This window comes from Streptomyces otsuchiensis, assembly GCF_004305975.1.
In the GTDB taxonomy this organism is placed as follows: domain Bacteria; phylum Actinomycetota; class Actinomycetes; order Streptomycetales; family Streptomycetaceae; genus Streptomyces; species Streptomyces otsuchiensis.
The window spans coordinates 1-22,722 of sequence record NZ_BHZI01000066.1 but is presented as its reverse complement, the minus strand read 5'-3'; the positions used below and the strand labels follow the sequence as shown (position 1 = coordinate 22,722).

Below are 22,722 nucleotides of genomic sequence, written 5' to 3'. Positions count from 1 at the left end.
GGGCGGCGGCGGCCCCGGCCGCCGCCGCCCCGGCGTCGGACGGCGCCTACGTCACGCCGCTGGTGCGCAAGCTGGCCGGTGAGACCGGCGTGGACCTCTCCACGGTCAAGGGCAGCGGTGTCGGCGGACGCATCCGCAAGCAGGATGTGCTCGCCGCCGCCGAGGCAGCCAAGGCCCAGCAGCCGGCCGCCGCCGCTCCCGCGGCGTCCGCTCCGGTGGAGATCCCGGCCGCCGCTGCCGCCCTGCGCGGTCAGACGGTGAAGATGACCCGCATCCGCAAGGTCATCGCCGAGAACATGATGAAGGCGATGCGCAACCAGGCGCAGCTGTCCACGGTGATCGAGGTCGACGTCACCAAGCTGATGAAGCTGCGGGCGCGGGCCAAGGAGTCCTTCCTGGCCCGGGAGGGCGTCAAGCTCTCGCCGATGCCGTTCTTCGTCAAGGCCGCCGCCGAGGCGCTGAAGTCGCACCCGGTCATCAACGCCCGGATCAACGACGACTCCACCGTCACGTACCACGACGTGGAGAACGTCGGGATCGCGGTGGACTCCGAGAAGGGCCTGATGGTCCCGGTCATCAAGGACGCCGGTGACCTCAGCCTCGCCGGGATCGCCCGGAAGACCGCGGAGCTGGCCGGCAAGGTCCGCACCGGCAAGCTCAGCCCGGACGACATGTCCGGCGGAACGTTCACGATCAGCAACACCGGCTCGCGCGGTGCGCTGTTCGACACGATCATCGTGAACTACCCGCAGGTCGCTGAGCTGGGCATCGGCGCCACCGTGCGCCGCCCGGTGGTCATCAACCACCCGGACCTGGGCGAGACCATCGCCATCCGCGACATGGTCTACCTCACCCTCTCCTACGACCACCAGCTGGTGGACGGCGCCGACGCCGCCCGCTACCTGGGGGCCATCAAGGCCCGCCTGGAGGCCGGGGAGTTCGAGGGCGAGCTGGGCCTGTAGCGGCCCGGCCCGCGCAGCGGGCCACCGCACGGCAGCGACGGCGCCGTGCCCCAACCGGGACTCCCGGGCGGGGCGCGGCGCCGTCGGCGTTCCGGCTCCGTGGCTGGGAGGCCCGGGCCCGGGCGGCATCATGGGGGCATGCGTGCTGCCCGGCTGATCCAGATGGTGCTGCTGCTCCAGAACCGCGGCGCGATGACGGCGGGCGAGCTGGCCGCCGAGCTGGAGGTCTCCGAGCGCACGGTGGCGCGGGACGCGCTGGCGTTGTCCGGCGCCGGGATCCCCGTCTACGCCGACCGGGGGCGGGCCGGCGGCTACCGGCTGGTCGGCGGCTACCGCACCCGGCTCACGGGGCTCGGCCGTGACGAGGCCGAGGCGCTGTTCCTCTCCGGCGTGCCGTCGGCCCTGCACGCCATGGGCCTGGCCGACGCCGCCTCCGCCGCCCGCCTCAAGCTGAGCGCCGCGCTCTCCCCCGCGCTGGCGGACGCCGGCGACACCGCCGCCCAGCGGTTCCACCTCGACGCCCCGGGGTGGTGGCAACCGGCCGCCTCCCCCGCGCTGCTCCCGGCCGTCGCCGAGGCCGTCTGGGGCGACCTGCGGCTGTCGGTGCGCTACCGGCGGCGGGACGGCGCGGAGGTGAGCCGTCTGCTGGAGCCCTACGGCCTGGTTCTCAAGGCGGGTGTCTGGTACCTGGCGGCGCGGCCCGAGGGCGGGGACCACCGGGTCTACCGGGTGGACCGGTTCACCGCGGCGAGGAGCGACGGGACGCCGTTCGTCCGGCGGGAGGAGTTCGGGCTGCCGGAGTTCTGGGAGCGGCAGTCGCTCGCGTTCGCCCGGTCGCTGCTGCGGGAGCGCGTGACGCTGCGGCTGACCGCCGCCGGCCGGGCGCGGCTGCCGCATGTGACGGACCGGGCGGCCGCGCACGAGGCCCTCGCCGCCGCCACCGCCGAGGGCGATGGTGAGGGGGGCGACGGTGGCGGTGGCGGCGGTGACGGTGACGGCGAGGTCACCGTGTCACTGGCGGTGGAGAGCCAGGACGTGGCGTTCGGACAGCTCCTCTCCCTGGGCGCCGAGGCGGAGGTGCTGGCACCGCCGGAGCTGCGCGAGCGGTTCGCCGCCGCCGCACGCCGGATGGCCGAGCGCTACGGCTGATCCCGGCGCGCGGGGGCACGCCGGGCGCGCGGGCAGCCGGACGGCCCACGCCCCCGCGCCCCGCCCCCCGCGCCTCGGCGGCGGTCACCCGGTCAGCGGTACCGCGCCACGTCCACGGTGGGGTCGTCCTGGTAGTCGGGGATGTACCGCCAGGCGTCCGGCTGGGAGCCGTCGGCGTCGGTGAAGCCGTACTCCCGGGCCAGCTGCCCGCTGGAGAGCGACTGCCCGTTGAAGCGGGCCACCCCGGGGTCCCCGGCCAGCGCCGCGGCGGACCGCCCGACCAGCAGCGGCGACTCGGCGATGACGAAGGAGGGCTCGACCCTGGCACCCTCCTGCCAGTTCTCCTCGGTCACCCCGAACGCCTCCAGCATCGCCTCGGAGCGCAGGAACCCGGGGGTGAGCGCCACCGCCGTGCAGCCCTTCTCCTTCAGCTCCTCCCCCAGCGTGAACGCCATCCGCAGCGGCGCGCACTTGGCCAGGTCGTAGTGGAAGTGCTCGCGGTAGCGGGGCCCGTTGTACGCGTTGGTGCCGTCGGTCATCTCGATCAGCAGTCCGCCCGGCCGGCGGATCAGCAGCGGCACCGCGTAGTGGGTGGTGATGATGTGGGTCTCGACGCCCAGGCGCAGCATCCGCAGGCCGTCGGCGAGGTTCGCCTCCCAGACCTTCTGGTGGAAGACCAGCAGGTGGTCGCCGCCCCAGACGTCGTTGACCAGGACGTCGAGCCGCCCGTGGTCGGCGTCGATCCGCTCCGTCAGGGCCTGGACCTGTTCGGGCACGAGGTGGTCGGTGGGCACGGCGATGCCCTCCCCGCCGGCGGCGGTGACCAGTTCGGCGGTCTCCTCGATGGTCTCGGTGGACCGGCCCACCTCGCTGACCTGCTCGCGGGTGGTGCGTCCCGTGACGTACACGGTGGCTCCGGCCCGGCCGAGCTCCACCGCGATGGCGCGCCCGGCTCCCCTGGTGGCTCCCGCGACGAGTGCGACCCTGCCGCTCAGTGGCGGCTCCTGCTGGTTCACGTCTGACGTCCTCTCCGTGGCTTTCCTTCTCCCCGTGCGGCTCACGCTGCCAGCGATACCCGACATCCTCTGTCCGGCTTTCCGTCCGATCACGCGAACAGCGCACCCGGGAGCCGGAGCGGCATCCCGGCTGCTCGGCGTGCGAAGGCGGACGCCCGCACCGATGCTGGTCTCGTGGAAGAGACGGAGTTCTGGGAGATCGTCGACCGCACGCGGGAGGCAGCCGGGGGCGACCCCGACGAGCACGCCGACCTGCTCGTCGAGCAGCTCTCCACCCTCGATCCAGTGGCGGTCACCGACTTCGCCCGCCACTTCGAGTCGCGTTTCGTGCGCGCCTACCGCTGGGACGTGTGGGGCGCGGCATGGGTGCTGCTGGACGGCGCCAGCGACGACTGCTTCGAGAACTTCCGGTGCTGGCTCATCGCCCAGGGCCGCCAGGTGTTCGAGGGGACGCTGCACGACCCGGACGCCCTCGCGGAGCTGCTGACGCGGTTCGACGAGGAGACGGACGGCGAGGCCGAGGACATCGGCTACGCGGCGTTCGACGCCTACGAGCAGCTGACCGGCGACGAGCTGCCGGAGCTGAGCCTGCCGGAGGCACCGTCCGAACCGCTGGGCGTGCCCGTGGACTTCGAGGACGAGCGGGCGCTGGCGGCGGTCTACCCGCGGCTGTGGGAACGGTTCCGGGAGGGTACCGGCCGGGCTACCCGGCGCGTGTCCGGTCAGGGCCTAGCCTGACGCCATGGCTGACTCCCCGCAGGACCCCACGCCTCAGCAGGCCGCGCGGCGGCCCGACGCCGCGCACCCCGACACCGACGCCCCCGGCACCGGCACCGGCGCTCCCGACGCCGGGACCGGGCCGGCCCCCGGCGTCACGCCGATCGTCGCCGGCCTCGAACAGGACGAGCCGGAGGACCCGGCGACGATGACCGTCGCCGTCACCGGCTCCACCGGCCTGATCGGCTCCGCGCTGGTGGCGTCGCTACGCGCCGACGGGCACCGGGTGATGCGGCTGGTGCGCCGCGAGGCCGACGCGCCCGACGAGGTCCAGTGGGACGCCTCCGGCGAGGACGTCGACCAGAACACGACCGCGCTGCTCGGCTGCGACGCCGTCGTCCACCTGGCGGGCGCCGGGGTCGGTGACCATCGCTGGACCGACGCCTACAAGCGCGAGATCCGCGACAGCCGGGTCTTCGGCACCGCCGGTATCGCGGAGGCGCTGGCCTCGATGGACGCCCCGCCCCGGGTGTGGGTGTGCGGCAGCGCGGTGGGTTTCTACGGCGACACCGGCGACCGCCGCGTGGACGAGTCGGCGCCGGCGGGTGAGGGCTTCCTGGCCGACGTCTGCCAGGAGTGGGAGGCGGCGGCGCTTCCGGCCGTCTCCGCCGGCATCCGCACGGTCTTCCCGCGCACCGGCCTGGTGGTGGCCCGCGAGGGTGGTGCCTGGGGCCGGCTGTTCCCCGTCTTCCGGGCCGGTATCGGCGGCCGGATGGGCAACGGCCGGCAGTACTGGAGCCACATCTCACTGCACGACCACGTGGCGGCGCTGCGCTTCCTGCTGGAGCAGGGCCCCGACGGTCTGACCGGGCCGGTGAACCTCACAGCGCCGGAACCGGTCACCAACCGCGAGGTGACGAAGGTGATGAGCCGTGTGCTGAACCGGCCCGCCCTCTTCCCGGTGCCGGCGCCGGTGCTGCGGGTGGCGCTCGGCGAGTTCGCGACCGATGTGCTGGGCAGCCAGCGGGTCGTGCCGCGGCGGCTGCTCGACGCGGGCTTCACCTTCACCCACCCGGGTGTGGAGGACGCGGTGCGCGCCGCGCTGACCGAGGAGGCGGCGTAGTCGGCCGCGGCCCCGTCGCACGGGGGCGCGCCGCCTCACACGTGCGCGGTTCGCGTGCGACCGTGCACGGTCCATGCGCGCGCGCCCCGTCCGGACATCCGTCCTATTGTCGGTCTTTGGCTCGCGTATGGTCGGCTCCCACAGCGGGCATGAGGCGAGCAGGCCGGAAGACCCCCACCACCGGCCGGACGCACCGAACACCTCCAGGGGAGGGCACGTGCCCAGCAGCCGCACGCACCGTACGGACACCGATGTCGTCGTCATCGGAGGCGGCCCGGCCGGACTGGCCGCCGCACACCACCTCACCAGCGCCGGGCTCGCGGTGACCGTGCTGGAAGCGTCCACGAGACCCGGCGGACGGCTCGCCACCGGCAGAGTGGACGGTTACCACCTGGACCACACCAGCTGGCTCCCGGTGCCCGGCACCCCCGAACTGCGCCGCCTGCCGGCCCCCCTGCCGATCCGGCGGCTCACCGGCGGCGTGCTGCTGCACGGCGCCGAACGGGTGCACCGGGTCGGCGGCTCCCCGCGTCACCCGAGCCCCCGGCACCAGCGCACGCTGGCCAGCACCTTCGACCAGACCTGGCTGCGGGCCAACCTCGGCCACCTCGGCTCCCTCTCGGAGTCGCGGCTGCGGGCCCGCCCGGAACTCCCCGCGCACGCGGCCCTCGCCTCCCGGCCGATTCCCGCCCGGATCACCGAAGGTTCGCTGCGGCCGCTGCTGACCGCGCTCCTCGGCGACCCCGAGCTGATCGCCTCACGCCGGCTGAGCGACCTGACCCTGCGGGCGTTCGCACGGTCCGGCCTGGGCATGCCGTCCGGCGGCAATGACGTCCTGCCCCGGCTGCTCGCCGACGCGCTGCCGCCGGGAACGGTACGCACCGGGGTGCGGGCCACCTCCGTCGCCACCACGGCGGTCGCCACCGAGGAGGCCGGCACCTTCCGCTGCCGGGCCGTCCTGCTGGCGACCGGGGCGCGCGAGGCGGCACGGCTGGTGCCCGGCATCCGGGTGCCGGAGTTCCATCCGGTCACGGTGCTGCACCACGCGGCGCCGGAACAGCTCCAGGCCGGTCCGGAACTCATCGTCGACACCGCCCGCCGCGGGCCGGTCACCCACACCCTGGCCGCCTCGGCGGCCGACCCCTGCCGGGCGCCCGCCGGTCACACCCTGGTCACCTCGGTGGTGCTGGGCGGCGAGGCGGCCCAGCCGCCGGACGTCCTCGACAAGGCGGCCCGGGCCCAGCTCGGCACGCTCTACGGCGCCCCGGCGCACGACTGGGAGCTGCTGGCCACCCACCACGACGCGGAGGCGATACCGGCGCTGCCGCCGCCCTACGCCCCGCACCGCCGAGTGCGGCTGATCGACGGGATGTACGTGTGCGGCGACCACCGCGCCACACCTGGCGTGGCGGGTGATCTCTCCTCCGCGCGGCGGGCCGCGGAGGCGCTGCTGTGGGACGCGGGCGTGCGTCCGGCCGACCTCGCCGAGGAGGCCGCCGCCTAACCACGGTGACGACGGGCGCCGGGGCCCCGGCGCCCCGGGTTGACCGCCGCGTCCGGCGCACCGGTTGTCCGGCGTGCCGGGCGTACGGCGTCGGGCGCGGCCGACAGCCGCGCTCACCCACCGGCCCGCCCCGGCGGCCCGGCACTCTCGCGCCGACGCCCCGGGGGCCGCGGCGAAGCACGCCGGGTCCCGTCATCCGACCGCCCCCGGCGCCGGTGCGGCACCCCGGCGGGCCCCGCCGGTCAGCGGGTGACCGCCCAGGGGACACGGGACACACGCCAGCGGAGGCACGCGGCCGGGCGAGCCGCACCGTCACGGCGCGGTCGCCCGTCGGAGGGCACCGGCCACCCTCCCGGAGCACGCGCGCCGGGGGCACGCCGACCGGCGCGGCCGCGCTCCGAGCGCCAGTCAGAACAACGCGCACGCACCGCCGTTGACGCGCGGTACCCCGGCAGCGACAGGCGCCGCGAGCGCCACCGTCCCGGGCCCGCCGTCACCGCCGCGCCGAGCCCGCGCTCGCGCCCGCGCGCGCCGACGGCCGCGCGGACCCCGGGCGCCCCGCCGCGCCGAGCCCGCGCTCGCGCGCGCCCGGCCCCGGGGCGCGGCTCTGCCGAGCGTCACCTCTCGGCCCACACGCACCCGACTGCGGGAAACCCCACGGACGGCTGCCCCGCGCGAGGCCAGGTGGACACAGGGTGAGATGTCGGGCCCCGGGGCGGGCCTGCGTCCGCGGCGCTGCCGATCCGGGACCTCCGGCGGGTTGACACGAGGGTGGGGTCGACCTCACCGTACATACAACATGTACGGACACGCTGTCCGTACATGCCTGGCACGATGACGGAGAACCCATGACCCGCAACGACGCGACCGACAGAACGATCGTCCCGATCTTCGACTTCATGAACCGCATCCCCGGCGGCCTCATGCTCATCCCCCTGGTGCTCGGCTCCATCGTCGGAACGTTCGCGATGCCCGCCCTGGAGATCGGCAGTTTCACCACGGCACTGTTCAAGGACGGCGCGCTGGCACTCATCGCGCTCCTGATCTTCGCCACCGGCACCCATGTCACCGCGCGGACCAGCGGTCCCGTCCTGGCCCACGCCGCCGTGATCCTGACCGCGAAGTCGCTGATCCCGGCCACCGCCGTCGTGCTGCTGGGACTCGCCGTCGGGCTCGACGGCATCGCGGGCGTGTCGATCCTGGCCCTGCTGGTCGCCGTCGACAACTCCAACGGCGGCCTGTGGCTCGCCTTCACGGGACGCTACGGCGACAAGCGGGACCGCGGCGCGTACGTGTCCTCCGCGGTGAACGACGGCCCGTTCCTCTCGATGGTCTTCCTCGGTGTCTCCGGCCTCGCGGCCATTCCCGGCACGCTGCTGCTGGCCGCCATCGTCCCGTTCGTCCTGGGCATGCTGGTCGGCAACCTCGACCCCAAGTGGCGTGACGTCATGCGGAGCACGCCCAGCATCGTGATCCCGTTCTTCGCCTTCGCGCTCGGCACCGGCATCGACCTGGGCAACGTGGTCCGCGGCGGCGCCTCCGGTCTGCTCGTCGGCGCCATCGTCGCCCCGTTCACCGGCGCGCTCGTCTACTTCGGCTACCGCCACGTCCTGCGCCGCGGCGCCAAGAGCGGCATCGGCTTCGCCGCGGGCACCACCGCCGGCAACGCCATCGCGACCCCCGCGATCGTCGGCGCCGCCGACCCGCAGTTCGCCCCCTACGTCGAGACGGCCACCGCCCAGGTCGCCGCCTCCGCCCTCATCACCGCCATCCTCGCCCCGCTGATCGCCTCCTGGGTCCTCAAGCGCCAGGGCGGCCTGACCGTCGTCGACGAGGAGGGCCGCGAGATCGGCGAGGGCAAGGAGGGCAGCCCGGCGGACGGGCCCGCGGCCCCGGACTCCGACGGCGACGGCGACGGCGACGACCGGGACGTGCGGCTGTGAGCGGCCGCGTCCTGGTGGTCGCGGACGACCTCACCGGAGCCAACGACACCGGTGTGCAGTTCGCCCTCGCCGGGTGGAGCACCACGCTCCGCCTCGGCGGGGACGCCCCCGCGCCGGTCGGCCCCGGCCACGCCACGGCGCTCTCCACCGACTCGCGCGCCCTCCTCTCCGAGGCGGCGTCGGCCGCGACCCGGGCCGCCGTGGAGGCCGAGGGACTCGACGACGGCGACCATCTCTACCTCAAGACCGACTCCACGCTGCGCGGCTCCGTGGCCGCCCAGATCGCGGGCGCCCTGTCGGCGCGGTCCGGCTCGCCGGAGCGCACCATCGTCGTACTCTGCCCCGCCTACCCGGCGATGGGCCGCACCGTCCGCCAGGGACGGCTCATGGTCCACGGGGAGCCCGTCACCCGATCCCCCGCCGGACGTGACCCGGTCACCCCCGTCACCCGCGATCTGCTGACCGAGCTGGTGCCGGGCGCGGTGACCGTGCCCGTCGAACCGTCCGCCGGAGCCTGGGCCCGGGCGATCGACGCGGCGAGCACTCGCGGCGCGGTGATCGCCGCCGACGCGAGCACCGACGAGGAACTGGCCCGTCTGGCCGAGGCGATCCTCCTGCTCGGACCCCGCGCGGTCCCCGCCGGCTCCGCCGGGCTCGCCGCGCCACTCGCCGCGCTCTGGCGCGCGGGCGGCGGGCGGCCGGACCGGGCGGTGCCACCTCCCACGGCGCACCGGCCGCTGGTCCTGGTCACCTCCCACCACGCGGTCGCCCGCGCCCAGGTGACCGCCGCGGAGGCCGACGGCTCGGTCACCGTGGTGCGCACCGAGATCGACGCGCTGCTGCGCGGCGAGACCCCCGCGCCACCCGCCGGTGACGGTCCTCTCGTCCTGCTCTCCCCGGACGAGCGGGCCCGGCCGGGCCACTCCGGGCCGCTCGCCACGGCACTCGCCGAGCGGGCGGTGGCACTGCTGGACGGCGCCACCCGCCCCTTCGACGCCGCGGTGCTGATCGGCGGCGACGGCGCCGAGGCGTTCCTCACCGCCGTCGGCTCCCACGGCATCGCCGTCCGGGGCACGCTGCTCGAAGGCGTGCCCGACGGACGGATCGCCGGCGGCTCGCGAGACGGCCTCGCCGTGGTGACCAAGGCCGGCGGCTTCGGCGACGAGACGACCCTCACCCTGCTTCTGCGCTCCCTGCGCACCCCCACCCGAACGGAGACCTCTCGATGACCAGGCCCTTGCTCGCCCTCACCGTCGGCGACGTGGCCGGGATCGGCCCCGAGATCACGGCCCGGTCCCTCCTCCACCACCCCGAGTTGCGCGAACGCTGCGTGCCCGTGGTGGTCGGCGACGCCGACTCCCTGCGGCGCGGCTGCGAGACGATCGGCGCGGACCCGGCCGCGGTACGGGTCCTGGACCGTCCCGGCGACGCGTCCAACGACCCGCGGCTGATCGAGGTCGTCCAGGCCGGCCCGTCCCTGGCCCACGTGCCGTTCGGCGAGATCCACGCCGACGCCGGCGACGGCGCCCACCGCTATGTGGTGACCGCCGTGGAACTCGCCAAGCGCGGCGAGGTCCAGGGCATCGTGACCGCGCCGCTGAACAAGGCGGCCATGCACGCCGCGGGCCACCGGTTCCCCGGTCACACCGAGCTCCTCGCCCACGAGTTCGGGGTCAGGAACTTCTCACTGGTGCTGTCCGCCGGCGACCTCTACTTCTTCCACCTCACCACCCACGTCTCGCTGCGGGACGCCATCGACGGCGTGACGCCCGAGCGGACCGACGCCGTCCTGACGCTGGCCGGGGCGTTCACCAAGGCGCTGGGCCGGCCCGGGGAGCGCATCGGCCTGGCCGGGCTCAACCCCCACGCGGGCGAGAACCGGATCTTCGGGGACGAGGACGCCGATGTGCTGGCCCCCGCGGTGGAGCGTGCCCGCGCCGCCGGACTCGACGTCCACGGCCCGCTGCCGGCGGACGCCCTGATCCCCCAGGCCGTGAAGGGCCGCTGGAACCTGGTCGTGGTCTGCTACCACGACCAGGGCCACGCCCCCTTCAAGGCGGTGTACGGCGACGACGGCGTCAACATCACCGTCGGCCTGCCGGTGGTGCGGGTCTCCGTCGACCACGGCACCGCGTTCGACATCGCGGGCAAGGGCATCGCGCGGGAGGCCAGCCTGGTGCTCGCGGCCGAGCGCGCCGCCGCACTCGCACCCGGATGGGATCATGTGTGGCGCGCGGCGCGGGAAGCCGAAGGCACGCGCGACGCCGGCTGACGGCGCCCGGAGGGCGACGTGGCGCCGAGGACCGACGAGGAGAACACGTGGCCAGGACGCCGTTGCACGCACGGATCTCCGACGACCTGCGCGGACGCATCCACGACTGGGAGCTGAGCCCCGGTGACCTGCTGCCCTCGGAGAGCGCGCTGCAGGAACAGTTCGCCGTCTCCCGCTCCGTGGTCCGCCAGGCCCTCTCCACCCTGGAGGCGGAGGGCCTGGTGCGGCGGGCCAAGGGGCGGGGCACGGTCGTGGCGCCGCGCGGCGAACTCCACCGTGACGTCGACCTCTCCTCGGGCCTGATGGCCCAGCTCCAGCAGCGCGGCACCCGGACCACCACCGAGGTGCTGCGGCTGGAGCAGGCCGAACCACCTCAGCACGTCACCTCGCTCGGCGCCCCGGTGACGCTCCTGGAGCGGCTGCGCCGGGTCGACGGCCGGCCCGCCGCCTTCATCCGCACCTACCTCCCCGTCGGCATCGGGGAGGCACTCGGCCGGGAAGCCCTGACCGACACCTCGCTGCACCAGGTGGTGGCCGAGGTCACGGGGCGCCGGGTCGCGGACGGGCGGCGGACGATCCGCGCCGTGGCCGCCGCCCCGCCGCTCGACACGGTGCTCGACGTGGCCGCCGGGGCTCCGCTGCTCCTGCTGGAGGGGATGAGCGTGGACCAGGACGGCCGGCCGGTGGAGGAGTTCTCCACCTGGCACCGTTCGGACCGCATCGCCTTCGACCTGACGCTCCAGCCCGGCACTCCCCCCGCCGGGCCCCGGAACGGCTCCGGTGCCGCCGCCGGTGACCTGACCGGCCGGGTGGACCGGGCCGCCGCCCTGGCCGAGGAGGCGCTGGCGGAACTGCGGGCGATCCGCCGGTCGCTGTGAGCTGGTACTCCGTGGCCTGACCCGTTCGCTTCCGGCGACGGTCGTGGGCTCGAGATGTGTATAAGAGACAGAGCCCGCCCGGCCCGGGCGGGCGGGGTTCCGGCGCACGGGCCGGGCGGGCTCGCGCGTTCCGAGAACCCCCGGCGGGCCCGCCCGCCACCGGCACAACGACCGCGCATGCCACCGGACCGGCCGGGAGACGGCCACCGGTACCCACCCGGCCGGTGGACCCTCCCGACGCGGTCACGGTCAGCGGGCCGCCGCCAGCCGTTCCCGATAGCTCCGGACCACCGCCGCGTCCCGGTAGGGCTCCAGCCGCCGCTCGAAGTCCTGGATGTACTCGTGGGCGCGGACCGACCGCATCTCCGCAGCCTGCTGCGCCGCCTCCGAGGCCAGCGCGCACGCCTGCTCCAGCTCACCGAGCCCGAGGCGGGCGGTGGCCAGCACCACCCGGCAGAACAGCCGGCTGCGGGCGTAGGCCGGGCCACGCAGCTGGAGCGACCGCTCGGCGTGCCGGGCGGCGGCCCGGTGCTGCTGGAGATCGCGATGACAGTGCCCGCACTCGTCGGCGAGCTGCGCCTCGTCGAAGAACCGCGCCCAGTAGGGCACCTCGTCACCCGGACGGGACGCCTCCACCGCCCGCTCGGCGCGCGCCAGCGCCGCCGTGCAGGCCCGGACCTCGCCGAGCAGGCCGTGCCCGCGCGCCTCGACCGCGTGCAGCAGCGCCTGCACCGCGGGCGGAGCGGAACTGGCGGTGCCCTGCTGCGCGACGCGGGCCAGCTGGACCGCCTCCCGGCCATGGCCCAGGTAGACGGCCTGGCGGCTCATGGAGACCAGGACGTAGCTGCCGTAGCCCCGGTCACCGGCTGCCTGGGCCAGGCGCAGCGCCTGTACGAAGTAGCGCTGCGCCAGGCCGTGGGCTGCGATGTCGTACGCCGTCCACCCGGCCAGCCGCGTCAGGTCCGCGGCGGCGGAGAAGACCCGCCGGCCCGTCTGCTCGCTGTAGCTGCCGCGCAGGAGCGGCTCCAGCTCGTGTTCGAGGTAGCGGATCAGCGCCTGCCGGGCGTGGCCGCCGCCGTAGGCGTTGTCGAGCTTGCGGAACAGGTCGGCGACCGAGTGCAGCGCCGCGATGTCACCGGCGGTGACCCGCTGGCCGGGGCCGCGCTCGGTGCGGTCGCGATGACCGCCGGGCGCCACGCCCGGTTCGGGCACACCCCGCAGGGGCCCGCGCACCTGCTCGGGCACCCGCACCCCCGAGCGGTGCTGGCCGGACAGCGCGGACACCGCCGACGGCAGGCCGACGGGACGGCCGACGGTGGGCCCGGGCGGGTGCCCCGGCAGTCCGCGCAGCGGCTGCGCGCCGGGAGCGGCGGAGGAGCCGCCGGCGGGGCCGGGCGCCTGGGCGGGGACCCCGCCGGGGACGGGATCGGGTTCGCCGCGCGCGACCCGTTCGTCGGGACGCCCGATCAGCCAGTCACGGCTGGGGACGACCAGCCCTGCCGGGGTGAAGGCGATCTTCCGCAACTCGGCGTAGGTGCCGGAGTCCTTGCGCCAGAGCCCGGCGACGATGTCGACCGCCTCCGTCGGGCCGGCGGCGAACTCCAGCCCGGCGTAGACCGGGGCGCACGCCTCCAGCCCGAGGTCCTGGGCGGTGAGCCGACGGCCGAGACGACGGGTGAAGACCTCGGCGATCAGCGCGGGGGTGGTGCCGCGCGGACGTTGACCCCGCAGCCATCTGGTCACCGATGTCTTGTCGTAGCGGAGATCGAGTCCGTGTTCCAGCCCGAGCTGGTCGACGCGTCTGGCGAGCCCGGCATGGGAGAACCCTGCCTCGGCGATCAGGGTCGCGAGCTGGCGGTTGGGGCTCCGCCGGGTGGAGGGGGAGGAGGTCGTGCCTCCGGGCCGTTCCGTGGACATCAGCAGATCTCTCTCGTGGAACCCCGGCCGGGCCTTTACCGCGGACGGGAGGACGGGCGTGAATGTAGCCGCATCCGAGGCCCGTATTCGTGGCTTTGGCGGGGATTCATCCATACGTGTGAGTAAGGGCCCACGGAGGTCACGGAAGCGTCCGGCCGTACAGTGGAGGTCGGCCCGGCACGCGACCCGCCCCCAGGGGCGACGCGGCGGCCCGCAAGGCGGGAAACCGCAGCGCACAGCGAAGGAGCGGCAGTGAGCGAGCTGCGCTTTGTCCATCTGGGCTTCGGCGCGGAGGCGGTGGACTACCAGGCCGCCTGGGACGAGCAGCGCCGGGTGCACACGGCCCGGTTCGCCGACGAGATCCCCGACACCTGCCTCCTGCTGGAGCACCGGCCGGTCTACACCGCCGGGCGCCGCACCGAGGAGAGCGAACGCCCCCTGGACGGCACCCCCGTCATCGATGTGGACCGGGGCGGCAAGATCACCTGGCACGGCCCCGGCCAGCTGGTGGGCTATCCCATCCTCAAGCTGCCCCGGCCCGTCGACGTGGTGGCCCACGTCCGGCGGCTGGAGGAGGCGCTGATCCGCGTCTGCTCGGCGCTCGGGCTGGAGACCACCCGGATCGAGGGGCGCAGCGGGGTCTGGGTGCTGGGCGAGGCCCGCACAGCGCCCGCGCCGGGGCTGGGCGGCCTGTCGCTGGACTTCGACCCCCGGCTCCACGACGAGGAGTTCGACCCGCGGCTGAGCGGCCCGGAGTACGCGCCGTCCAACGCGGGTCAGCGGGGCGAGGACCGCAAGCTGGCGGCCATCGGGATCCGGGTGGCCAAGGGCGTCACCATGCACGGGTTCGCGTTGAACGTCGCGCCCGACAACACCTCTTTCGACCGGATCGTGCCCTGTGGCATCCGCGACGCCGGTGTGACCTCGCTCGCACACGAGCTGGGCCGGGAGGTGTCCGTCGCCGAGGTGCTGCCGATGGTCGAGCGGGAGCTGCGCGCGGTGCTGGACGCGGCCGCCCCGGTGCCACGGGCCGTGTAACCGTGGAACAGGCGCCCGCTGGGCTCACGCGAGCCCGTGGCGGGCGCGGGGCGCCCGCCACGCGTGGGCGCAGCGCCCGGCGTCGACCGGGTCACACCGGGCCTCCGCCCGGACAAGCAAAGGCGTACCCTGGTGTTCGCCGAAGAATCGAAAGTGTAGGGAGCCGGACGTGTCCGCTGTCGCACCCGACGGTCGCAAGATGCTCCGTCTGGAGGTCCGGAACAGCCAGACCCCGATCGAGCGCAAGCCCGAGTGGATCAAGACCCGGGCGAAGATGGGCCCCGAGTACACCGCCCTGCAGGGCCTGGTGAAACGCGAGGGGCTGCACACGGTCTGCCAGGAGGCGGGCTGTCCCAACATCTTCGAGTGCTGGGAGGATCGCGAGGCGACCTTCCTCATCGGTGGCGAGCAGTGCACCCGCCGCTGCGACTTCTGCCAGATCGACACCGGCAAGCCCGCCGAGCTGGACCGCGACGAGCCCCGCCGGGTCGCCGAGTCGGTCAAGCAGATGGAGCTGAAGTACGCCACCATCACCGGCGTCGCCCGGGACGACCTGGAGGACGGCGGCAGCTGGCTCTACGCGGAGACCGTGCGGCAGATCCACGCGATGATGCCCGGTACCGGCGTCGAACTGCTCATCCCCGACTTCAACGCGGTGCCCGAGCAGCTGGCCGAGGTCTTCTCGACCCGGCCCGAGGTGCTGGCGCACAACGTCGAGACCGTGCCCCGGATCTTCAAGCGCATCCGCCCGGCGTTCCGCTACGAGCGGTCGCTGGAGGTGCTGACCGCCTCGCGCGAGGCGGGCCTGGTCACCAAGTCCAACCTGATCCTCGGCCTGGGCGAGACCCGCGAGGAGGTCAGCAAGGCGCTGCGCGACATGCACGCGGCGGGCTGCGAGCTGATCACCATCACCCAGTACCTGCGGCCCACGCCGCGCCACCACCCGGTGGAGCGCTGGGTGAAGCCCGACGAGTTCGTGGAGCTCCAGCAGGAGGCCGAGGAGATCGGCTACGCCGGCGTCATGTCCGGCCCGCTGGTGCGTTCCTCCTACCGTGCCGGGCGGCTCTACCGTCAGGCGATGGACCGGCGCGAGGCCGCTTCCTCCGCCGCCTGAGCCCTGACGACGGCACCCCCGACGCCACGCGGGTGGCCCGGCCGTACGGCCGGGCCACCCGCGTCGTCCGTGCCTGAAGGGCACGGCGCCGTCCCGGGCGGGTCACCACCGTCCCGGCAACGTAAACTTGCGAGTGACTGTTCGGCTCGACGCCGCCCGCACCGCGCTCGTCCCGGCACTGCCCGACGCCCACGCGCGGCGGGGCGGTGGACCGGGCTTTGGGACGAAGAAGAGGATCCATGGCGAGGAAGAAGAAGAAAGCCGACCCCGAGAACCCGGGCAGACTGCGGCAGATCGGTCTCACCTACAAGATGACCCGGCGGTCCGACCGCTGGATCGGCTGGATCATCTCCGGTGTGGGTCTGGGCACGTTCGGTGTGGTCCTCGGCATCGGCTTCCTGATCGGCCACCCGATCTACCTGGGCTTCCTCGGCTTCCTGGTGGCGCTGCTGGCGACCGCGATCATCTTCGGCCGGCGTGCCGAGCGCGCGGCCTACGGCCAGATGGAGGGCCAGCCGGGCGCCGCCGCCGCGGTGCTGGAGAACATCAAGCGCGGGTTCGTCATCACACCGGCGGTCGCGCTCAACCGCAACCAGGACGTGGTGCACCGCGCGGTCGGCAAGTGCGGTGTCGTGCTGGTGGCCGAGGGCAACCCCAACCGGGTCAAGGGCCTGCTCGCCGCCGAGAAGCGGCGCATGGCCCGGGTCGTCTCAGACGTTCCGGTGCACGATGTCATCGTCGGCCGGGAAGAGGGCCAGGTTCCGCTGGGCAAGCTGCGCAGCAAGATCATGAAGCTGCCGCGGCTGATGCCCGGCCACCGCGTGACCGAGGTCAACGACCGGCTGCGCGCCATGGGCGACCTGATGAAGAACATGCCGGTCCCGAAGGGGCCCATGCCGAAGGGCATGAAGATGCCTAAGGGGCAGATGCCCAAGGGCCGCTGAGCGCGCCCACTCCCCCACGGGTTCACGAAGGGCCGGGTGCCCGACCGGAGACGGTCGGCACCCGGCCCTTCGTCATGGCTGGGACGCCGCGCGAGAGAGCGGGCATGAGAGGACGAGCCGCACCGGCGGCAGGCGGAACGGGGACGACCACAGCCACAGCCACCCGGCGCGGCGCGCGGCCTCGGTCAGATGCGGACCTGCACCGCGCCGGCGAGGCGGTCGTGGAGACCGCGCTGGTCACGGTCCCAGATCAGGGCGGGGACGGCCATGGCCAGCAGCACGGTGCGCAGCGCTCCGCGCGGGAAGGTGAGACGTCCGCCGTGGACGGAGACCACCCGCAGGCCGAGCATCCGCTTGCCGGGGGTGGTGCCGATGGTGCCGACGGTCAGGATCGCCATGACGACGAAGACGGCCAGGGTCCAGTTGCCGACGGAGGTGCGGTCGGCGGCGAGCAGACCGTATGCGATCACCATGCAGAGCAGCCAGTCGATGGCGAGGGCGGCGACACGGCGCCCCGGGCCCGCGATCGAGCCCGGGCCCTCCTCGGGCAGTCCGAGGCGCCTGCCCCGGTAGCCGAACTCGACGCCCATCTGCTCGGCCGCCGCGCGGGGGCCGGAGAGCCACGATCCGATTGCCTGCCGCTTGTCCACGGCTCCACGGTAACGCCTGGCGTCCGGAGACCCGCGACCGGCCCGGGGAGGCGGATGACGGGCACGGTTCGCGCGTGGAGTGTGCGGCTCGCCTCACCGGAAAGACGTGATGTGTCTGGTTAACATCGTTGAAACAGGTGAGTCATTCCCGAGTAATGGCCTGTTCTTAGGGTCGACCCCGGCAGGTCACCGCACTGGGCTGCCCATCGAGCTGCAACGCCCCGTCCTCGCGGCGGGCAAGGAGGACTCCGGATGTTCCAGAACGCCGACGAGATCAAAAAGTATATTTCGGACAACGACGTCAAGTTCATCGACGTCCGCTTCTGCGACCTGCCGGGCACCATGCAGCACGTCACGGTTCCGGTCCAGACGTTCGACCCGGACGAGCCGCTGATGTTCGACGGCTCGTCGATCCGCGGCTTCCAGGCCATCCACGAGTCCGACATGTCGCTCCTCGCGGACCTCTCCACCGCCCGGGTGGATCCGTTCCGCAAGGACAAGACGATCAACATCAACTTCTTCATCCACGACCCGATCACGGGTGAGGCCTACAGCCGCGACCCGCGGAACATCGCCAAGAAGGCCGAGGCCTACCTCGCCTCCTCCGGCATCGCGGACACCGCCTACTTCGGCCCCGAGGCCGAGTTCTACGTCTTCGACGACGTGCGGTTCGAGACCAAGGCCAACGCCGGTTACTACCACATCGACTCGGTCGCGGGTGCCTGGAACACCGGCGCGATCGAGGAGGGCGGCAACCGCGGCTACAAGGTCCGCTACAAGGGCGGCTACTTCCCGGCCCCGCCGGTCGACCACTTCGCCGACCTGCGCGCCGAGATCAGCCTGGAGCTGATGAACGCCGGTCTGGAGGTCGAGCGCCAGCACCACGAGGTGGGCACCGCCGGCCAGGCCGAGATCAACTACAAGTTCAACACGCTGCTGGCCGCCGCCGACGACCTGATGCTCTTCAAGTACCTGGTGAAGAACGTCGCCTGGCGCAACGGCAAGACCGCGACCTTCATGCCCAAGCCGATCTTCGGCGACAACGGCTCCGGCATGCACGTGCACCAGTCGCTGTGGACCGGCGGCCAGCCGCTGTTCTACGACGAGCAGGGCTACGCCGGGCTCTCCGACACCGCGCGCTACTACATCGGCGGCATCCTCAAGCACGCCCCGTCGCTGCTGGCCTTCACCAACCCGACGGTGAACTCCTACCACCGCCTGGTGCCCGGCTTCGAGGCCCCGGTGAACCTGGTCTACTCGCAGCGGAACCGTTCCGCCGCGATGCGCATCCCGATCACCGGCTCGAACCCGAAGGCCAAGCGCGTCGAGTTCCGCGCCCCGGACCCGTCCTCCAACCCGTACCTGGCGTTCTCCGCGCTGCTGCTCGCGGGCCTCGACGGCGTGAAGAACAAGATCGAGCCGGCCGAGCCGGTCGACAAGGACCTGTACGAGCTGGCCCCCGAGGAGCACGCCGGCATCCCGCAGGTCCCGACCTCCCTGCCCGAGGTGCTCACCGCCCTGGAGGAGGACAACGAGTACCTGCAGGCCGGCGGCGTCTTCACCTCCGACCTGATCGAGACCTGGGTCGACTACAAGCGGGAGAAGGAGATCGCCCCCATGCAGCTCCGCCCGCACCCCCACGAGTTCGAGCTGTACTTCGACGTGTGACATAGGCGCAGCTCAGGGCACCCATCGGTGCCCATGGGCAGCGTGAACGCCGTCGGCCGCTCCCCCCGCGTCTCGGGGGCGAGCGGCCGACGGCGTTCGCGACACGTCCGGGCGGCGGGCTCATACGCCGCCCCACTCTCGAACGAGCCCCTTCCCCTTACTTGCCCACGACGAAGAGGAGGTAGAGGAAGGCGGCGAAGACATGGCTGCCGATGAGGTAGAAGGACAGCCGGATGAGGAGACCTCGGGGGAAGCGGCCCTCGCCCCGTTCCTCTCCGTGGCCCGCGGAGGGCTCGGGGGCCGGCTTCCGCTCGTTGTCGTCGGTGGTCTCGCTCGGCATGTCGGCGCCTTCCGGGGTCGGTGCGCCGGGGCGGCGCGTGCGGGGCTGCGTCACGAGGTGACGGGGTTGCGGGATTGCGGTGGGCACGGCGGCACGGGCGTCACGGCGTCATCCGGTCGGCGCGCCGTCCAGGCAGAGGGCGCCGGCGGGGGAACGCAGCAGGGTGTGGACGAAGAGCAGGTCGGTCCCGCCGGGGGACGCGGCGGTGATCCGGTGCGGGGTGAGGCTGTCGAAGTGGGCGGCGTCGCCGGGTTCGAGTGTGTGGCGGGCCTCGCCGAGGGTCAGGCCGAGCCGCCCGTCGAGGACGTACAGCCACTCCTCCCCGGGGTGGACACGCACCAGGTCGTTCTGGGTGCCGGGTGGTACGTGGACGCGCAGTGCCTGCATGGCGCGTTGGGAGCCTCCGGCCTGGCGGTAGGTCCAGCCGCCCGCTTCGACGGCCTCGGGCCGGCCGGCGCGGATGATCGGGTCGCGTTCCGGAGGGGTCTCGCCCAGCAGTTCGGCGACGGTGGTGCCGTAGGTGCGGGCGAGCGCGAGCAGCATCGGCAGCGACGGCTGTCGCAGGCCGGTCTCCAGGCGGGAGAGGTGTGCGGGCGAGAGGCCCAGCCGCGCGGCGGCGGCCTCCAGGGTGTGGCCGGCGCTCCGGCGGAGTTCGCGGAGCCGGGGCGCGATGGCGGGGACGTCCGGGCCGGGCTCGGGCGGTGTGGGACCCATGGGCTCATTGAGCCATGGAGTTGCCTCACAGGCAAAAATATTGCCCGAGAGGTAAATTCCTCACGGGCGGCGGCGCGGAGACGGCGACCTGTGAGGGCGCGGGCCGGGCACCCCCAAGGATGATGACATGACTGAGGGCCCCGTCTCTCCGGGGCCCTCAGCCGAGAGTCTGCGGTTGACCGCCGTACCGACGACCCCGGAGGTGGGGCGTCGCGGTCGTTGTCGCTCTCTCGTCAGTCCTTCTTGTCGCCGTCCTTGTCGCCCTTGCCCGTCAGGGAGTCCTTGACGCCGGCGACGCGGCCCTTGAGGCCCTCCGCGCCTTCCTTGGCGCTACCCTTGGCCTGGTCCGTCTTGCCTTCGGCCTTGGCCCGGTCATTGCCGGTGATCTTGCCGATCGCCTCCTTGGCCTTGCCCTTCAGGCGGTCTGCGGCTCCGTCGTTGCTCATGGAGATCTCCTAGACGCTAGGTGGCTGGCGTTCGGTCTGAGATCGAGGATAGTGCGCCGGAGTGAATTCACCCCGTTTAGTACGGCCGGGCGTGTCGTCCCCCTTCCTCCCCTTCCGTCGCCTTCCTGAGCTACGAGTCCCGATGGCGTTCAGTCGCCGGCGGGGGCGAGGTCAGGCTCGGCGATCACCACGTCCAGGGTGCGCGGCCCGTGCACCCCCTCGACCCGCCGCAGTTCGATGTCGCTGGTCGCGGAGGGTCCGGAGACGAGGGTGAGGGGCGCGGTCGGGTCCAGCCCGGCCAGCGCTTCGGGGACGTCGCCCACGATCTGGTCCGCGCGGACCACACACAGGTGGTAGTCAGGCAGCAGGGTGAGGGCGCGGCGGCCCTGGCCCGGCCCGGCGTCGAGCACCAGGGTGCCGGTGACGGCGATGGCCGTTGCGACGACGGTGAGGACCCCGTCGGCGGCGTCCAGGGCGTCGACGGTCAGGGGCGGGCTGTCCCGCAGCAGGGTGGGCGCGCCGGCCCCGTCGTCCACGTGGGCCAGCAGCTCTTCCGGGAGCCCGTCGGGCACCACCAGGCCGCGCACCCCGCGCCGCCGCAGGGCCGCCGCGACGGCGCGGGCTGGGTCGGCGGTCCGTACGACCGTCGCCCGGTAGTCGGTGACGCGCTCGGCGAAGAGGCCGACGGGGTCGGGCCCGGCGTGGTCGCGCCGGTAGTGACGCGGCACCTCCACCGATGCCACCGTTTCGGCCGCCCCGTCCGTCCCCGGTGCGGTCGCGCCCAGTGCTGCCCGGATGCGGCCGAGCACGGCCTCCCGTCCGGTCGCGGGGTACTCCCGACTCATGGGGCCTCCTCGTCGGTCCCGCCACGGGTCCGCCGCCACCAGTCGCGGAAGGACTCGGCGGGCGGCGCCGGAGTGTCGCGGGTGTCGGACCAGTGGTGGAGCGGGCCGGGCAGCCGGCGCAGTGTGCCGTCGCGGGCGAGCAGCCGTCCGCCGAGCCGCCCGGCGCGCTGCGCGCGGGCGAGCAGCCGTGGTGAGCCGAGGACGACGGCCGCTGCCTTCATCGCCGCTGCCTCCGGGGTGGGCAGCGGGTTGCGTCCGGTGCGGCGCGCCTCGACGGATCGGGCGCGCAGGTGGACCAGCACTTCCGGGATGTCGATCTTCACGGGGCACGCCTCGTAGCAGGCGCCGCAGAGGGTCGAGGCGAACGGCAGGGAGTTGACGTGGCCGGCGTCGCTGAGCTGTGGGCTGAGGATGGCGCCGATCGGACCCGGGTAGACCGAACCGTAGGCGTGGCCGCCGGTGCGTTCGTAGACGGGGCAGACGTTGAGGCAGGCCGAGCAGCGGATGCAGCCCAGTGCCTGGCGGCCGACCGGGTCGGCGAGGGTCGCGGTGCGGCCGTTGTCGAGCAGCACCAGGTGGAAGGCGCGTGGGCCGTCCCCTTCGTGCACGCCCGTCCACAGGCTGGTGTACGGGTTCATCCGCTCGCCCGTGGAGGAGCGCGGCAGCAACTGGAGGAAGACCTCCAGGTCGCTGAAGGCGGGCAGCACCTTCTCGATGCCCATGACGGTGATGAGCGTCTCGGGAAGGGTCAGGCACATCCTGCCGTTGCCCTCGGACTCCACGACGGCGACGGTCCCGGTGTCGGCGGCGGCGAAGTTGGCGCCGGAGACGGCGACGCGGGTGCGGGTGAGCCGGTCGCGCAGGTGCAGCCGGGCGGCCTCGGCCAGGGCGCGCGGGTCGTCGGTCAGGTCCTCGGGTGCGGGGCGGCCCCACTCCCCCATCGCCCGGTGGAAGATGTCGCGGATCTCGGCGCGGTTGCGGTGGATGGCGGGGACGAGGATGTGCGAGGGGCGGTCCTCGCCGAGCTGGACGATGAGTTCGGCGAGGTCGGTCTCGTAGGCGGTGACCCCGGCGGCGGCCAGCGCGCCGTTGAGGCCGATCTCCTGGGTGGCCATCGACTTGACCTTGATGACCTCGCGCTCGCCGGTGGCGCGGACGAGGTCGGTGACGATCCGGTTGGCCTCGGCGGCGTCGGCCGCCCAGTGCACGGTGCCGCCGGCGGCGGTGACGCTCTCCTCCAGCCGCAGCAGATGGGTGTCGAGCCGGAGCAGGGTGTCGCGCTTGATGGCGGCGGCCGCCTCGCGCAGCTCCTCCCAGTCGTCGAGTTCGGCGGCGACGGCGCGGCGCTTGTCGCGGATGGTGGTGGTGGCGCGGCCGAGGTTGGTGCGGAGCTGGGTGTCGGCGAGGGCGGTACGGGCGGCGTCGGGAAAGGCGGGGGCGCCGAGCCAGACGACGTTGTCAGGGGCGTCCCGGGTGGGGGCG

The 22,722-nt window shown here is 73.7% G+C and carries 21 protein-coding genes; 13 read left to right on the top strand and 8 right to left on the bottom strand.

Features of this window, described 5'->3' with window-relative positions:
* Positions 1 to 962 (top strand): 2-oxoglutarate dehydrogenase, E2 component, dihydrolipoamide succinyltransferase (sucB, locus tag E0D90_RS08815; protein ID WP_130797262.1); only part of this gene is annotated, 962 nt, incomplete at its 5' end.
* A 138-nt stretch (positions 963 to 1,100) separates the two neighbouring features.
* Positions 1,101 to 2,111 (top strand): helix-turn-helix transcriptional regulator, encoded by a 1,011-nt coding sequence (locus tag E0D90_RS08810; RefSeq protein ID WP_130797261.1) that lies wholly within the window; start codon positions 1,101 to 1,103, stop codon positions 2,109 to 2,111.
* Positions 2,112 to 2,203: 92 nt separating this feature from the next.
* On the opposite strand, the gene E0D90_RS08805 is transcribed toward E0D90_RS08810, so the two are convergent.
* On the bottom strand, positions 2,204 to 3,127 hold the full coding sequence (locus tag E0D90_RS08805) for an SDR family oxidoreductase (RefSeq protein WP_227870087.1): 924 nt from the start codon (positions 3,125 to 3,127) through the stop codon (positions 2,204 to 2,206).
* A gap of 174 nt (positions 3,128 to 3,301) precedes the next feature.
* Here E0D90_RS08805 and E0D90_RS08800 point away from each other — a divergent pair, with 174 nt between their 5' ends.
* From E0D90_RS08800 to E0D90_RS08770, 7 genes are all read left to right on the top strand, one after another.
* Entirely contained in the window at positions 3,302 to 3,865 is a 564-nt protein-coding gene (locus E0D90_RS08800; RefSeq protein WP_130797259.1) for a DUF4240 domain-containing protein, read from the top strand.
* Between the two features lie 187 nt (positions 3,866 to 4,052).
* Positions 4,053 to 4,967, top strand: coding sequence for a TIGR01777 family oxidoreductase (locus tag E0D90_RS08795; protein ID WP_130797263.1), 915 nt, complete (start codon positions 4,053 to 4,055; stop codon positions 4,965 to 4,967).
* A gap of 217 nt (positions 4,968 to 5,184) precedes the next feature.
* The gene (locus E0D90_RS08790) at positions 5,185 to 6,471 is read left to right on the top strand and encodes an FAD-dependent oxidoreductase (protein ID WP_227870086.1); all 1,287 of its coding nucleotides are present in this window, start codon (positions 5,185 to 5,187) and stop codon (positions 6,469 to 6,471) included.
* An 848-nt stretch (positions 6,472 to 7,319) separates the two neighbouring features.
* The gene (locus tag E0D90_RS08785) at positions 7,320 to 8,414 is read left to right on the top strand and encodes a 2-keto-3-deoxygluconate permease (protein ID WP_130797257.1); all 1,095 of its coding nucleotides are present in this window, start codon (positions 7,320 to 7,322) and stop codon (positions 8,412 to 8,414) included.
* Positions 8,411 to 9,643, top strand: coding sequence for a four-carbon acid sugar kinase family protein (locus tag E0D90_RS08780; RefSeq protein WP_130797256.1), 1,233 nt, complete (start codon positions 8,411 to 8,413; stop codon positions 9,641 to 9,643). Before E0D90_RS08785 ends, E0D90_RS08780 begins: the two co-directional genes overlap by 4 nt.
* A complete protein-coding gene (pdxA, locus tag E0D90_RS08775; protein ID WP_103501603.1) occupies positions 9,640 to 10,686 on the top strand; it encodes a 4-hydroxythreonine-4-phosphate dehydrogenase PdxA in 1,047 nt (348 codons plus the stop codon). Before E0D90_RS08780 ends, pdxA begins: the two co-directional genes overlap by 4 nt.
* Positions 10,687 to 10,733: 47 nt before the next feature.
* Entirely contained in the window at positions 10,734 to 11,564 is an 831-nt protein-coding gene (locus E0D90_RS08770) for a GntR family transcriptional regulator (RefSeq protein WP_170214945.1), read from the top strand.
* A gap of 249 nt (positions 11,565 to 11,813) precedes the next feature.
* On the opposite strand, the gene E0D90_RS08765 is transcribed toward E0D90_RS08770, so the two are convergent.
* Positions 11,814 to 13,481, bottom strand: coding sequence for an NsdA family TPR-like regulatory protein (locus E0D90_RS08765; RefSeq protein ID WP_130797255.1), 1,668 nt, complete (start codon positions 13,479 to 13,481; stop codon positions 11,814 to 11,816).
* Between the two features lie 252 nt (positions 13,482 to 13,733).
* Between E0D90_RS08765 and lipB the strand changes: the two genes are divergently transcribed.
* The 3 genes from lipB (at position 13,734) to E0D90_RS08750 (ending at position 16,577) form a co-directional block, all read left to right on the top strand.
* Positions 13,734 to 14,519, top strand: coding sequence for a lipoyl(octanoyl) transferase LipB (lipB, locus tag E0D90_RS08760; RefSeq protein WP_103501600.1), 786 nt, complete (start codon positions 13,734 to 13,736; stop codon positions 14,517 to 14,519).
* Positions 14,520 to 14,688: 169 nt separating this feature from the next.
* The gene (lipA, locus tag E0D90_RS08755) at positions 14,689 to 15,633 is read left to right on the top strand and encodes a lipoyl synthase (protein WP_130797254.1); all 945 of its coding nucleotides are present in this window, start codon (positions 14,689 to 14,691) and stop codon (positions 15,631 to 15,633) included.
* Positions 15,634 to 15,872: 239 nt separating this feature from the next.
* On the top strand, positions 15,873 to 16,577 hold the full coding sequence (locus tag E0D90_RS08750; protein ID WP_103501598.1) for a DUF4191 domain-containing protein: 705 nt from the start codon (positions 15,873 to 15,875) through the stop codon (positions 16,575 to 16,577).
* A 185-nt stretch (positions 16,578 to 16,762) separates the two neighbouring features.
* Here E0D90_RS08750 and E0D90_RS08745 read toward each other — a convergent pair whose 3' ends face one another.
* Positions 16,763 to 17,227 (bottom strand): RDD family protein, encoded by a 465-nt coding sequence (locus tag E0D90_RS08745; RefSeq protein WP_103501597.1) that lies wholly within the window; start codon positions 17,225 to 17,227, stop codon positions 16,763 to 16,765.
* A 252-nt stretch (positions 17,228 to 17,479) separates the two neighbouring features.
* Between E0D90_RS08745 and glnA the strand changes: the two genes are divergently transcribed.
* Positions 17,480 to 18,895: a type I glutamate--ammonia ligase gene (gene glnA / locus E0D90_RS08740; protein WP_103501596.1), complete on the top strand. Its 1,416-nt coding sequence runs from the start codon at positions 17,480 to 17,482 to the stop codon at positions 18,893 to 18,895.
* A 157-nt stretch (positions 18,896 to 19,052) separates the two neighbouring features.
* Here the strand turns inward: glnA and E0D90_RS08735 are convergent, their stop codons facing one another.
* The 5 genes from E0D90_RS08735 to E0D90_RS08715 form a co-directional block, all read right to left on the bottom strand.
* Positions 19,053 to 19,235: a DUF6126 family protein gene (locus tag E0D90_RS08735; RefSeq protein ID WP_130797253.1), complete on the bottom strand. Its 183-nt coding sequence runs from the start codon at positions 19,233 to 19,235 to the stop codon at positions 19,053 to 19,055.
* Positions 19,236 to 19,343: 108 nt separating this feature from the next.
* A complete protein-coding gene (locus E0D90_RS08730; protein ID WP_103501594.1) occupies positions 19,344 to 19,949 on the bottom strand; it encodes a helix-turn-helix domain-containing protein in 606 nt (201 codons plus the stop codon).
* Positions 19,950 to 20,182: 233 nt separating this feature from the next.
* Positions 20,183 to 20,395, bottom strand: coding sequence for a CsbD family protein (locus tag E0D90_RS08725; protein WP_103501593.1), 213 nt, complete (start codon positions 20,393 to 20,395; stop codon positions 20,183 to 20,185).
* A gap of 149 nt (positions 20,396 to 20,544) precedes the next feature.
* Complete coding sequence (locus E0D90_RS08720; protein ID WP_130797252.1) at positions 20,545 to 21,240, bottom strand: LutC/YkgG family protein; 696 nt, start codon at positions 21,238 to 21,240, stop codon at positions 20,545 to 20,547.
* Positions 21,237 to 22,722: lactate utilization protein B (locus E0D90_RS08715; RefSeq protein ID WP_130797251.1), on the bottom strand; the 1,486-nt coding region annotated here is incomplete at its 5' end. The genes E0D90_RS08715 and E0D90_RS08720, both read right to left, overlap by 4 nt.

Bases quoted from the DNA above. Each gene is read 5' to 3' on its own strand.
- pdxA (WP_103501603.1), top strand. From the start codon at position 9,640: ATGACCAGGCCCTTGCTCGCCCTCACCGTCGGCGACGTGGCCGGGATC.
- glnA (WP_103501596.1), top strand. From the start codon at position 17,480: ATGTTCCAGAACGCCGACGAGATCAAAAAGTATATTTCGGACAACGAC.
- E0D90_RS08795 (WP_130797263.1), top strand. From the start codon at position 4,053: ATGACCGTCGCCGTCACCGGCTCCACCGGCCTGATCGGCTCCGCGCTG.
- E0D90_RS08725 (WP_103501593.1), bottom strand. From the start codon at position 20,395: ATGAGCAACGACGGAGCCGCAGACCGCCTGAAGGGCAAGGCCAAGGAG.
- E0D90_RS08785 (WP_130797257.1), top strand. From the start codon at position 7,320: ATGACCCGCAACGACGCGACCGACAGAACGATCGTCCCGATCTTCGAC.
- E0D90_RS08810 (WP_130797261.1), top strand. From the start codon at position 1,101: ATGCGTGCTGCCCGGCTGATCCAGATGGTGCTGCTGCTCCAGAACCGC.
- E0D90_RS08730 (WP_103501594.1), bottom strand. From the start codon at position 19,949: ATGGGTCCCACACCGCCCGAGCCCGGCCCGGACGTCCCCGCCATCGCG.
- E0D90_RS08720 (WP_130797252.1), bottom strand. From the start codon at position 21,240: ATGAGTCGGGAGTACCCCGCGACCGGACGGGAGGCCGTGCTCGGCCGC.
- E0D90_RS08750 (WP_103501598.1), top strand. From the start codon at position 15,873: ATGGCGAGGAAGAAGAAGAAAGCCGACCCCGAGAACCCGGGCAGACTG.
- E0D90_RS08735 (WP_130797253.1), bottom strand. From the start codon at position 19,235: ATGCCGAGCGAGACCACCGACGACAACGAGCGGAAGCCGGCCCCCGAG.
- E0D90_RS08765 (WP_130797255.1), bottom strand. From the start codon at position 13,481: ATGTCCACGGAACGGCCCGGAGGCACGACCTCCTCCCCCTCCACCCGG.